A 12,098-nucleotide genomic window follows, 5' to 3' on the forward strand; every position below is an offset into this window, starting at 1 on the left:
ATAGCAAGTAAAACACTATTGTTTTGCTTGCTAATTAATAGCTATTTATATAAAATTAGTTTATGAAAAAAAAGTCTAAAAAGAAAGTCATCAAACTTTTGATTTTAATAGTTACTATCATTTTATTAATAGTTTTTGCTATGTTTTTGTACTCTTGGTCGTCAAAACTATCGAAAAACTATAAACGAGATGAATTGAGAAAAAATGTCCAAGAGATTTTAGAAATTGAAGGTGAAAAAGGTCTACTTTCTTTAGCTGGTGTTACTGTAGATGAAATCTTCTATGATGAAGATGGTGTTTCATTAGTTTTGGATAATGGCGAAAATTGGCTTTACACTAGTGAAGAAATACAAAATATGAAGGTATATGAAAATTGTAGTGAAGGAGTAGTTCATATAAGTGGAAGTAATAAAACTTCTGATATTGTTTCATATACAAAATCTAATATTACTGGAAGTGGTATTGTTTTATCTACAAAAGGTGATATTTTAACAAATTATCATGTTATTGAAGATTTAGAGCAAATTATTGTAACTTTAGCTGATGGCTCATCTTATGAAGCTAGTATAGTTGGAGTTGATCCTATTGGTGACATTGCTTTAATTAATATTAAAGCTGATAAAGATGTATTAAAGCCAATTGAACTTGGAAGAAGTTCAAATCTAAAAGTAGGCCAAAAAGTTTATGCTATTGGAAATCCTTTTGGATACGATAGAACTTTAACAGTTGGAATTATTAGTGGTTTAGATAGGACTGTTCAAACTAGTGATGGTTCTGTAATTATGTCAATGATTCAAACTGATGCAACAATTAGCCCAGGCAATAGTGGTGGGCCATTAATCAATTCTCATAGTGAAATGATAGCTATGAACACATCAATATATAAAGAGAGCTCATCCGCTAATCTGAATTTTGCAATTCCTGTTGATACAATTCTTTCCATTATTCCAGATTTATTAAATTATGGTAAAGTTATGAGAGGTTGGATAGACATTATTCCTGTTCAACTTACACAAACTTTAGCAGACTATGCAAACTTGAAAGTTGATGAAGGAATCTTAATAAGTCAGGTTGTTCCAAATGGAAAAGCCGATCAAGCAGGTTTACTTGGAGGGTCTGTAAAAATATCTTATGGTTCCTCAACACTATATTTAGGTGGAGATGTTATTACTAAAATCAATGACTATCCAATTAGAAATTTTAGTGATTATTATAATGCATTATTATCTACAAGGATGGGTGATAAGGTTAAAATTACTGTTAATAGAGAAGGAAAAGAACTTGTAAAAACAGTTGAACTAGTGAATAGAAGTGAAAATATAGATAAGGTTATCCAATAATGAGTGAAGAAGTTAAAGTTGATTTAAAATGGGGTGGTGAGTTAGTTGATAATTATCATCATACAAAAGGTGGGAAAACTATACCCTTGCATGTAGTTTCTCCTTATGAGCCAGCTGGAGACCAAGCTCAAGCAATTGAACAATTAAGTGATGGTATATTAGAGGGTAAAAGAACTCAAATTCTAAAAGGTGTTACCGGTAGTGGTAAAACTTATACAATGGCGAAGGTAATTGAAAAAGTTAATAAGCCAACATTAATTTTATCACATAATAAAACATTAGCAGCACAACTTTATAGAGAGTTTAAAACCTTCTTTCCAAATAATGCTGTAGAGTATTTTGTTTCAACTTATGATTATTATCAACCAGAAGCTTATGTTCCTGGAAAAGATTTATATATAGAAAAAACTGCAGATATCAATGATGAAATAGATAGATTAAGACTTTCCGCATCTTTCTCACTTATGGAAAGACGAGATGTAATAGTTGTTTCAACTGTCTCATGTATTTATGGATTAGGAAGTCCCGTAAGTTTAAGAGATATGGTTCATACTTTTGAAGTTGGAAGAATATTTGATCATAAGATTGAGTTAGAACAACTTGTTAGAATGCAGTATGAAAGAAATGATAGTGTACTTGAAAGAGGAAACTTTAGAGTACGGGGGGATGTAATAGAGATTTGTCCTTCTTATTTAGAAAATGCAGTTAGAATTACTTTAGATTGGGATGTTATTGAAGATATAACTTGGTTTGATCCAATTTCAGGCAAAAAAGGTGAATCTGTTGATAGTTTTTCATTATATCCTGCCAAACAATTTGTTATGCCTCATGAAGCTGTTTTAGAAGGATTGACCAAAATAGAAAACGAATTGAAAGATAGAATAGAATATTTTAATTCTCAAGGAAAAGTTGTTGAAGCTGAAAGAATTAAATCAAGGGTTGAATATGATTTAGAAATGTTGAAGGAAATTGGATATTGTTCTGGTATTGAAAATTATTCACGACCTTTAACCGGAAGGAAAGAAGGCGAAAGACCTTCTGTTTTATTAGACTATTTTCCTCCAGATTTTATTACATTTATAGATGAATCACATGTAACTTTGCCACAAATTGGAGCTATGTATGAAGGGGATAGATCTAGAAAATTAAATTTGGTTAATTATGGATTTAGGTTACCTTCTGCTTTAGATAATAGACCTTTAAAATATGATGAATTTGATAAAATTGTAACTCAAAGAGTATATGTAACAGCAACACCTGGAAAAAGAGAATTAGCAGAGACAGAAAACCTTGTTGAACAAGTTATTAGGCCTACTGGTTTGTTAGACCCAATGATTTCAGTTAGAAAAACTGAAGGTCAGATGGAAGATTTATATAAAGAAATTAGAAAAACTATAAAGAATAATAAAAGAGTTTTAATAACAACTTTAACAAAGAAAATGAGTGAGGATTTAACAGACTATTTAAGTTCTTTAAATCTTAAAGTTAGATATTTACACAGTGACATTGGTACTATCGAAAGAGTTGAGATCTTGAGAGATTTGAGAAAAGGTGTTTTTGATGTTTTGATTGGGATCAATTTACTCAGAGAAGGATTAGATTTACCTGAGGTTTCACTTGTTGCCATTCTGGATGCTGATAAAATAGGCTTTTTAAGATCTGCCACTTCATTAATACAGACAATAGGTAGAGCGGCTAGAAATGCAGATGGTAGAGTAATAATGTATGCTGATAAAGAAAGTGATGCTATGAAAGAGGCTATCAGTGAAACAAATAGAAGACGTAAAATACAAATTGAATATAATAAACAACATAATATAACGCCAACTACTATAGAAAAGGCAATTGAAGATATTATAGAGAGAGATAAAGAAGCAACAAAAAGTGATATTACTGGAGAAATTAATATTAGAAGAGCTGCATATAATTTATTACAAAAAAGAGATCGCAATAAATATATTAAAGAATTAGAGAAAGAAATGTTTAAATATGCAAGAGATCTTGAGTTTGAGAAAGCTGCTCTTATTAGAGATGAAATAGAGAAAGTGAAATCAAATACTATTTCTTCTTAGTAGGAGAAAAGGACTAAGTCGAATCTTCCTCCTGCAACTTGGGGGTATTGATAATCAGGGCTTATATTTTTATATAAAGCAATATCTTGATTTGATTTAATATAAGAATAAAGAGAATCTAAACTTATTACCCCCTTTTTGCAAGCAGGCGGGGTTCCTGGCATAAATTTACCTTCAATAAGGCCTAATCCCTCAATTAGTGCCTTAGTAAAATAGCCATGGATTTTATCAGGAGATCCAAAGATAGGCTCGTGTGCTGTATTATCTTTTTCAGTAGCGCATAAAATATATATATTTTCATATTCACTTTTTTCTTGGCTAATATACTTGTTGAGGGCCTTACTAAAAGTGAAATCTTCTAATTTGATTGAATATTCATTTTCTTGATAGAAGTTACCTGAAAAACAAGAATCCACAATAAATACGACTTTTCCTTTTATATCTTTTACTAGATCATATAATTCTTCAACACTTAGTAACTGATTTTCATTTATATAACCTTTGTTATTGAAACTGCTACTATTTTCTATGCCGGTTGTTGCTAATACCCAACTCCCATCATCAGTTGAATGACCTGAGAAGTAAATAATATTAATAGTATTATCGTATGAAGTAGTTTTTAATTTTTCAATGGCAGAAACTATATGATTTTTACTTGGGTAGTAATTATCTTTTATTGTATCACTATCATGATTATATCCAATTTGGTAATAAGATTCTAAATTAAAATTTACTTGACAATTTTCGCAATTTTTTTCAATAGCAGTACTTACTGCCTTTGCATCATTAATTGGTCCAAGTAGAGAAGGCACATCAGTATTTGAGTAATCTAGTGCAACTGTAAGTAGTTTTATTTCATAATCATAATTGTTAGAAATATCACAACTAAAAAGTAAGATACTACAAAATATTAGAATTGAAAATTGTCTTTTCATATAATCTGCCTCTATTATTAATATAGAAGAAGTTACTTAGATGCTTGAACTTTGTAGAATAATTGAGTTAACCAATTAAAAGAAGTGCTTAAGCCAATACCTACTGTTGGTGATAAAAGGTATTTTCTATAAATTAAATTGATAGGAACTGTTATTGCAATTTCATAAGTTTCACCTTTATTTAAAATATATGAAGGTGCTATTGATAAAAGTGAATATAATTCTTGATTTTGGCTTGGGCCTAATTTTCCAACACCCATAGAAAGTTTAGTATCTAGAGAAAACTTCTCTGAGAAAAAATAAGCATAATTTAAACCAAGACCGACTGCAGAAAATTCTCTTAAGAATTCAGAATTATATACAAGGGAGGGAGATACATGAAGAATGGAAAAGTAAGCACCGAATTTATGATTATCTAATTTTAAATAAACAGGAGTAAAATCATAAATTGAGGCAATTGAGGAATAAATAGGTAAATCATCACGATCATCTAAAGTTATTGAAGGGTGATATAATATATTTATATCTAACTTAGAACCAATATTTGTCGAAAATAAGTTAGTGCTACAAACACTAAGAATTAATATAATGAGAATTTGTTTTTTCATAAATCAATTCCTTTTACTAATAATAATAATTATAATTAGTTATTTGCCTCAATTAATAAGAATATTGTCCTTATATTTTTTTAAATCTTTGATTCTAATACAAACGTCAACTAAATCAGAAGTTGGTTTAAATTTTGAAAAAAGAGATAATCTAGTTCCATTATATAATAAATTTATCTTATAAAAAACACCTCTAAATTCATAAGAAGTTAATTTAGCATCTTTAAGAATAATATGAGGAAGAATTTCTTTAAGACTAAACTTATTTTTATCCACAATGTAAGCATTCTCTAATCTATAGAAATAGGAAGTATTACTTTCAGATTTAATATTAAGAAGTGGGTCGATAATAGATGAGGGGAGAAAACTTCCATCACCCATAAAAGTCGCTGCAAAAATAGTTTTAGGATTATTATAAACATCCTCAGCATTAGAGCACATTTCAACCTTTCCATTATTCATTAATACAATAGTATCTGAGATTGAAAGAGCTTCACTTTGATCGTGAGTTACATAAATCATTGTTATATTTAATGCCTGTTGAATTCTTCTAATTTCGTCTCTAAGATGATTCCTCATTTTAGCATCTAGTGCAGATAATGGTTCATCTAGGAGTAATAATTTTGGTTCAAAAGCTAAAGCTCTAGCTAAGGCAACCCTTTGTCTCTCACCCCCAGAGAGGCTGTCAATTTTTCTCTCCTCAAAACCTTCTAACCCAACAAGATTAAGTAGTTCTTTCACTCTATCTTTTCGAATAGATTTTTTAATCTTTTTAATTTTTAAAGGGTAAGCAATATTTTTTTCAACATTTAAATGAGGATAAAGTGCATAGTCTTGAAAGACCATTGCTATTTTTCTTTCATTTACTTTGAGGGTAGATATATCAGTCCCATCAATTATTATATGACCTTCATCATTATTTAATAAACCTGTTATAAGTTGGAGAGTTGTACTTTTACCACAACCACTAGGTCCTAGAAGAGAAATTAATTGGCCTTTTTTTAAATCCAAATCTATATCTAATAAAAATTGGGAAAATTGTTTTTTTAGTTTTAATTTAATAGTGTCGTTCATAAAATCTGTCTCTAAAATAGGTTTATATCCTTATATATAAAATTTGTTATCGTTCTTTAAATATTCGCTACTAATGAATACTATAGTACAAACAAATATTAATATAGTGCCTAATGCACAAGCTCCTCCAAAATTATAGGAACCTATCAACCTATACATAGTAACTGGGATTGTGGTGATTGAAGAGGAGGAGAGAATAAGAGTAGCGTTTACCTCTCCCATACTGATTGCAAAGGCAAATATTGCACCACTTATTAAAGAGCTTTTTAAAAGAGGAACTTCAACACTTAAGAATGCTTTAAAAGGAGAAGCTCCTAAAGTCATAGCACTATTACTTAAAGATTGAGGTAATTTTCTCATTTCAGGAGTTATCGCCCTAATATTAAAAGGTAACACAATAACTAAGTGAGCTAATATAACTAAAAATAGACCATTGGGATTATTGAGTTTAGCAGAGATTAAGTAATAACCGAGACCTATTATAACAGATGAAACAGCTAATGGTAGCATAGCTAATAATTCAATAAAAATAGAAGAAGTATTTTTTTCTCTTTTGCTAGCAATAGCAAGAGAGAGTGACATTGGAGTAGATAGAATAGCAACAGTTAGTGCTATTTTTAAGGAATTAGTGACTGATGATAAACTTGATTTCATAACACCTGTGGTACTAGTTAAGCCTAATAATTGTTTATACCATTTAAGAGTAAAAACACTGTTATCACTTCTAGTATTTGAAGCTAAAAAAGATTTAATAATTATTGAAATAATTGGAGATAATACAAATAAAACAATAAAAATAATGTAAATTAAACTTAAAATTTTACCAATTTTAGAAACAGGTTTTTTTTCTTTTTTATATAAAGTTTTGTTAACATTTTCTTTTAAAGATGTTTTTCTTTGAAAGATATTATATAAAACTAGGATAATTATACAAAGTAAAATAGAAATTAAAGCATAAGATGAGGCACTATTTAAATCCATAGATATTCTAGCTCTTCTATAAATTTCAACTTCCATTGTTGTATATTTTGGGCCTCCTCCTAAAACTAAAATTATGGAGAAACTTGTAAAACAAAATAAAAATACTAAAAGGGAAGAAGAGATTATTGAAACAATTAGTCTAGGTAGAGTGATATAAAAAAATGTTTGAACTTTGGAAGCTCCAAAGACAAAAGAAGATAATTCCATTTTATAATCTAAATTTTCCCAATAAGTAGTTACTAAAACTAAAATAATAGGAAAATTATAAAAAGCATGTGCAATAATTATAGCCTTGTAAGAATAAAGAATTTTTAGAGGAGCAGATTCTAGATTGAATATTTTCATTAACATTACATTTAAAAAGCCATTATTCCCATAAAAGGTAACAAAACCAAGAATAACTAAAATTGCAGGTAATACAAACGGTATTGTGCAAATAGAGAGAATGATCTTTCTACCCTTAACTTGGTAATTGACTAATAAATATGCTCCTGGTAAAGCAATAATAAGAGATAGAAGAGTTGAGACAAAAGCTTGATTAATTGTAAATTTTAAGATTCTTAGCGTATAAGGATCTACAAAAAGTTTAAAGAAATTAGATACAGTAAATTTATTATCTATTATAAAAGCATTAGAGAGAGTGCTTAAAAGAGGGAGTAAGAAAATAGCAAATAAGAGAACAAGCGAAGGTAATGGAAGTATCTTTTCATAAAGATTACGATTGTCAATATTATTTGTTTTCATACATCCCTCTTATTAATTATATATGAGTTATAACAAAAGCTTTCCTAAAAAGAAATAGGAAAGCCTTAAGAATATATTATTTACTCATTACTTCAGTCCATTGATCTAACCAAGTGTCTAAGTTTTCATCAATATCTTTAGCTTCCAAACTTAAAGTTACCTTAGGTTTAGGAGCCCAATCAAAAGCACTTGGCAATTCTGTTTTTAAATTTGTTGGATACATAGAATTAGCAGTTGCTATATCTAGTTGTGCATCTGTTAAAAGAAAATCTATAAACTGTTTAGCTTTTTCTTTGTTGTTACTACTTTTTAATAGACCAACGCCTTCAATTGTTGCACTATGTCCTTCATCAAAAATAATTGTTTGGTATCTTGTAGTATCTTCATACATTACATGGTAGACAGGAGATGTAGTATAGGAAAGAGTAATTGGAGCTTCACCTGAAGTAAACATACCATATGCGCTAGACCAACCTTCAGTAATTGTTAGAGCATTATCTTTCATATTTTCCCACCAATTTAAATAATCATCACCAAACACTTCGCGAGTCCATATTAGAAGACCTAGACCAACAGAAGATGTTCTTGGATCTATTAATAAAACTTTGTCTTCAAATTTTGGATCAGTGAGCTCTTCTAAAGAAGTTGGAAGTTCATCTTTACTAATTTTTTCACTATCATAGACAAAAGCAAAATTACCGTAGTCGAATGGTAATAATCTATTTTGAGAATCAAATTTTAAGAAATCTGGTATATCTGACAATGCTGGAGAATCATAACTTTCAAAAAGGTCACTTTTGTAAGCCTTTTGTGCCATATCATCTGAAATACCAATGATAACATCTGCTTTAGGATTAGATTTTTCTAATTCTGCTTTAGTTAACATTTCAATGGCATCTCCTGCAGAAATTAAGTTAACACTTATACCAGTTTTAGCTTCAAAAGCTTCAACAACTTTTTGACCAGGACCCCAATCCCCACAAAAAGCATCATAAGCATATACTGTGATTTCATTAGATTGAATTGGTGAATTCTCTTTAGTACCAGATGCAAAGAGAGCTAAGGTTGTAGCAAATAAGGCCACAACAATTAATAAGAACTTTTTCATATAAAAGCCTCCAAATTGATATTTGGCCTAAGGGTTGGATACAATAATGTATTTAAAGATAAATCAGATTGTCTTCCTACGCTGGCATTATCCAGATCAGGTTAACGGGTTTTATCTCAGGCAAAAGCCACCCCAGGACAATTCTTAGGGTAATAATGTCAATAATTCTTGTCAAGTGTTTAGCATTAGAGTAACATTGAAGAATGAGAAATTTATACTATAGTGAAGATATAAAAAAAATTGATGAAATATCACAAAAATCTTTTCATCAACCAGGTATAATTTTAATGGAACAAGCAGGATTAAAAGCTTGGTTATATATGAAAAAAAATATCAAGAAAGATGATAAGATTGTTGTTGTTTGTGGTGGTGGAAATAACGGTGGTGATGCCCTTGTTATGGCAAGGTGTGCTTTCAATGATGGCTTTAAAAATATTAAAGTAATTTTATGTTCTAATAGATTTAGTGAGAGTTTTTCTATTCAGAAAGAAATAATTGAGAGCTATGAGATTCCTATCTATGATTTTAAGTTACAATTTTCAGAAATTAAAGAAATTCTTAATTCAGCTACTGTGATAATAGATGGAATTGTTGGAATTGGTTTAAAAAGTAAACTAAGAGAAAATTTAATAGATTTAGTAACTCTAATAAACAATACAAAAGCTATTAAATATAGTGTAGATGTTCCAAGTGGCTTGTGTGATAATGTAAATGGGCCTTCTATAAAAGCAGACTACACATTTTCAATGGGGCCTTTAAAAATTTTATATTATCATTTTAATAATATATCTAAATGTAATGAGATAGAAGAAATTAATCCAAGTTTTCCACCTCAAGTGATTAATCTTATAAAACCAATTGCACAGCTAGATGATGAAAAGAAAGTAAATATCTCTCCTCTAAAAAAAGATGCATATAAGAAAACAAGGGGGCATTTAGCTGTCTTCGGTGGATGCAGTAAATACTCAGGAGCATTAAGATTAACTAGTAAGTCAGCTTTTAGTTCTAGATGTGGATTAGTAACTGCTTATTGTGATAAAGAGATATATAATATAGTAGCTACAGAAAGTCCTTCAATAATAGTTAATAAAATAGAACCTTCTATTGATTTAAGTAGCTATAATGCTATTTTAGCCGGCCCAGGGTGGGGAGAGAATAGGGAAGATTTATTGTTAAAAATCCTCTCTTTTAATAAACCTATGGTTATTGATGCTGATGGAATAAAATGCTTTGCTTCTTTATATAAAAAAAATAAAAGTAACATAATAAATGATAATCAATTAGTTTTTACCCCACATTTAGGAGAACTAAAAGTTTTAGCTAATGCAGTGTTAGAAGATTATTCAATAGATAATACTAAAGATTTAATCGACAGTTTAAAAAGATTGAGTTTTAAATTAAAGGCGACAATAGTTTGTAAAGCAAGTGTTATATATATAGTTTCACCTGATAAATTACCATTAATTTTATATAATCTTAATCCAAGTTTAGCTGTAGCTGGTAGTGGAGACGTATTATCAGGTTGTATTGCAGCACTTTTAGCTTATGGATTATCTGCTCATGAGAGCTCACATGAAGGTGTTAAGCTTCATATAAATGCTGGATATGAGGCAAATAAAGAGTTAGGTTATTTTGATAGTGAAAAACTTATCACATATATAGGAAAGCAATTATTATGATGCAAATTTGGTTTTTTACCATAATTTATTTAGTTTATACTAGTTTAATATTATTAACTCAAGAGTTTGGGGTAAAATTCCCAATTTTATTAAATATGAGAGAATTTTTATTTAACAATAGAAGTGTTCTCATTTGCGTAATGTTTTTAGGATATATTTTAGCAATAATTAATTGTTTTTTACCAACTATTCCCGGTCCAATAATTCTTGGAGATTTATTTCCAACTATTGCATTATTATATTCAGCTTTATGGTATAATATAAATCTATTTAAAATTAATGAATTAAGTATAGTCGAACCGACTAAGCGTAAAGCGAAATTTAGGATGGCAATTATAATATTTAATATTGCTCTATTACATTTGATACTACCTAATTGGGTGTTGTTATAAGGAGAAAGTAATTTATGAAAAAAGATATAGATACTTTAAATGAGAGAATAACTACTGCTGGCATCTGTTTTAAAAATAATAAAGTATTAATTGGCAAGCGAATAGATAAAGGTTCTATAGCTTGCAAATGGGAATTTCCTGGAGGAAAAAATAGATGGGGAGAGAGTATTGCTGATACTTTAAAACGGGAATTTAAAGAAGAATTGGGTGTTGATGTTAAGGTAGGAGATGAAATTGCAACTTGTGAATTTATTAACAAAGATACTAAATATAGTCTAAAAGCGCATCAAGTGTTTTTAGATAAAGATCTTGACGATTTAGAGTTGAGTGTTCACACAGAATTAAAATGGGAATCTTTAAATAATTTAAAAAATTACAATTTCGCTAACAGTGATAAAAATATAATTGAGCAATTAATTGCACTTTATGGAGATAAATAAAAATGACTCTTTTTGATAAAATTGATCAATTAATTATATCTCCATCAGGAAAGACTGTTATAGGTATAACAGGTGGTGGTGGGAAAACCACAACAATGATTGAATTAGGTAAGTATTATCGCTCAAAAGGAAAGAGAGTTTTATTAAGTACAACCACTAAGGTACAATCTCCACGGTATTTTAATTTTGGTGTTGATCATGTTTTTACTGAAGAGGCCGATTTTTTTAGACATGAGCCTTTGGCAAGTGAAAGTGTTTTATTTGTAATAAAACATATAATGAATGCAAAAAAAGCTATATCACCAAGGAAAGAAATTTTATCTTTGATCACTAATAATTATGATGTAATAATTTTTGAGGCAGATGGAGCTAGATGTTTACCCTGCAAAATCCACTCCGACAGAGATCCGGTAATTACTGATGAGATGACTTCAATTATAGCAATGGTAGGTCTTTCAAGTTTTAATGATATAGCGGCAAATGTATGTATGGGTGAAAATTCTACAGAAAAAGTTGATATCAATTATTATCAAAAGTTAATTGATGATGAAAGAGGTTTGTTAAAAGGAATAAAAGCTAAACATAAAGCTATAATATTATTTAACCAAGCAGATTTAGTAGAGGAAAAAATAGTAAAAGATATTAAAAAATTAATTGCTCCATATCCTATTTTAGTTGGTTCAGTATCTCAAAATAAAATTGTATAAAATAGAGAGTAAGAAATA

11 protein-coding genes and 1 riboswitch are annotated in these 12,098 nt (G+C 29.2%); of the genes, 6 read left to right on the plus strand and 5 right to left on the minus strand.

Annotation, left to right across the window (positions count from 1 at the left end; translation table 11 throughout):
* Positions 1-62: 62 nt before the first annotated feature.
* Both ACZ5SO_RS15550 and uvrB read left to right on the plus strand, forming a co-directional pair.
* Positions 63-1,340, plus strand: a complete 1,278-nt coding sequence (locus ACZ5SO_RS15550; RefSeq protein ID WP_464625864.1) for a S1C family serine protease — start codon at positions 63-65, stop codon at positions 1,338-1,340.
* Positions 1,340-3,412, plus strand: a complete 2,073-nt coding sequence (gene uvrB, locus ACZ5SO_RS15555) for an excinuclease ABC subunit UvrB (RefSeq protein ID WP_464625865.1) — start codon at positions 1,340-1,342, stop codon at positions 3,410-3,412. Before ACZ5SO_RS15550 ends, uvrB begins: the two co-directional genes overlap by 1 nt.
* On the opposite strand, the gene ACZ5SO_RS15560 is transcribed toward uvrB, so the two are convergent.
* From ACZ5SO_RS15560 to ACZ5SO_RS15580, 5 genes are all read right to left on the minus strand, one after another.
* On the minus strand, positions 3,409-4,347 hold the full coding sequence (locus tag ACZ5SO_RS15560) for a caspase family protein (protein ID WP_464625866.1): 939 nt from the start codon (positions 4,345-4,347) through the stop codon (positions 3,409-3,411). The two genes, uvrB and ACZ5SO_RS15560, sit on opposite strands and share 4 nt — an antisense overlap.
* 32 nt (positions 4,348-4,379) lie before the next feature.
* A complete protein-coding gene (locus ACZ5SO_RS15565; protein ID WP_464625868.1) occupies positions 4,380-4,955 on the minus strand; it encodes a hypothetical protein in 576 nt (191 codons plus the stop codon).
* Between the two features lie 48 nt (positions 4,956-5,003).
* Positions 5,004-6,029, minus strand: coding sequence for an ABC transporter ATP-binding protein (locus tag ACZ5SO_RS15570; protein WP_464625870.1), 1,026 nt, complete (start codon positions 6,027-6,029; stop codon positions 5,004-5,006).
* A 30-nt stretch (positions 6,030-6,059) separates the two neighbouring features.
* Positions 6,060-7,754, minus strand: coding sequence for an ABC transporter permease (locus ACZ5SO_RS15575; RefSeq protein ID WP_464625872.1), 1,695 nt, complete (start codon positions 7,752-7,754; stop codon positions 6,060-6,062).
* A 76-nt stretch (positions 7,755-7,830) separates the two neighbouring features.
* Positions 7,831-8,862: a thiamine ABC transporter substrate-binding protein gene (locus ACZ5SO_RS15580; protein ID WP_464625873.1), complete on the minus strand. Its 1,032-nt coding sequence runs from the start codon at positions 8,860-8,862 to the stop codon at positions 7,831-7,833.
* Positions 8,863-8,919: 57 nt separating this feature from the next.
* A riboswitch (TPP riboswitch) is annotated at positions 8,920-9,007 on the minus strand.
* A gap of 58 nt (positions 9,008-9,065) precedes the next feature.
* Between ACZ5SO_RS15580 and ACZ5SO_RS15585 the strand changes: the two genes are divergently transcribed.
* From ACZ5SO_RS15585 to yqeC, 4 genes are read left to right on the plus strand one after another with little or no spacing between them, the layout of a single operon-like run.
* Complete coding sequence (locus ACZ5SO_RS15585; RefSeq protein WP_464625875.1) at positions 9,066-10,541, plus strand: NAD(P)H-hydrate dehydratase; 1,476 nt, start codon at positions 9,066-9,068, stop codon at positions 10,539-10,541.
* On the plus strand, positions 10,538-10,933 hold the full coding sequence (locus tag ACZ5SO_RS15590; protein WP_464625877.1) for a hypothetical protein: 396 nt from the start codon (positions 10,538-10,540) through the stop codon (positions 10,931-10,933). The genes ACZ5SO_RS15585 and ACZ5SO_RS15590 overlap by 4 nt, the downstream gene beginning before the upstream one ends.
* A 14-nt stretch (positions 10,934-10,947) precedes the next feature.
* Complete coding sequence (locus ACZ5SO_RS15595; protein WP_464625878.1) at positions 10,948-11,373, plus strand: (deoxy)nucleoside triphosphate pyrophosphohydrolase; 426 nt, start codon at positions 10,948-10,950, stop codon at positions 11,371-11,373.
* Positions 11,374-11,375: 2 nt separating this feature from the next.
* Positions 11,376-12,080: a selenium cofactor biosynthesis protein YqeC gene (gene yqeC, locus ACZ5SO_RS15600; protein ID WP_464625880.1), complete on the plus strand. Its 705-nt coding sequence runs from the start codon at positions 11,376-11,378 to the stop codon at positions 12,078-12,080.
* The last annotated feature ends 18 nt before the right edge of the window (positions 12,081-12,098 follow it).

Source organism: Pleomorphochaeta naphthae (genome assembly GCF_055396005.1).

Coding starts and splice junctions, on each gene's coding strand:
- ACZ5SO_RS15550 (WP_464625864.1), top strand. CDS start 63: ATGAAAAAAAAGTCTAAAAAGAAAGTCATCAAACTTTTGATTTTAATA.
- uvrB (WP_464625865.1), top strand. CDS start 1,340: ATGAGTGAAGAAGTTAAAGTTGATTTAAAATGGGGTGGTGAGTTAGTT.
- ACZ5SO_RS15560 (WP_464625866.1), bottom strand. CDS start 4,347: ATGAAAAGACAATTTTCAATTCTAATATTTTGTAGTATCTTACTTTTT.
- ACZ5SO_RS15565 (WP_464625868.1), bottom strand. CDS start 4,955: ATGAAAAAACAAATTCTCATTATATTAATTCTTAGTGTTTGTAGCACT.
- ACZ5SO_RS15570 (WP_464625870.1), bottom strand. CDS start 6,029: ATGAACGACACTATTAAATTAAAACTAAAAAAACAATTTTCCCAATTT.
- ACZ5SO_RS15575 (WP_464625872.1), bottom strand. CDS start 7,754: ATGAAAACAAATAATATTGACAATCGTAATCTTTATGAAAAGATACTT.
- ACZ5SO_RS15580 (WP_464625873.1), bottom strand. CDS start 8,862: ATGAAAAAGTTCTTATTAATTGTTGTGGCCTTATTTGCTACAACCTTA.
- ACZ5SO_RS15585 (WP_464625875.1), top strand. CDS start 9,066: ATGAGAAATTTATACTATAGTGAAGATATAAAAAAAATTGATGAAATA.
- ACZ5SO_RS15590 (WP_464625877.1), top strand. CDS start 10,538: ATGATGCAAATTTGGTTTTTTACCATAATTTATTTAGTTTATACTAGT.
- ACZ5SO_RS15595 (WP_464625878.1), top strand. CDS start 10,948: ATGAAAAAAGATATAGATACTTTAAATGAGAGAATAACTACTGCTGGC.
- yqeC (WP_464625880.1), top strand. CDS start 11,376: ATGACTCTTTTTGATAAAATTGATCAATTAATTATATCTCCATCAGGA.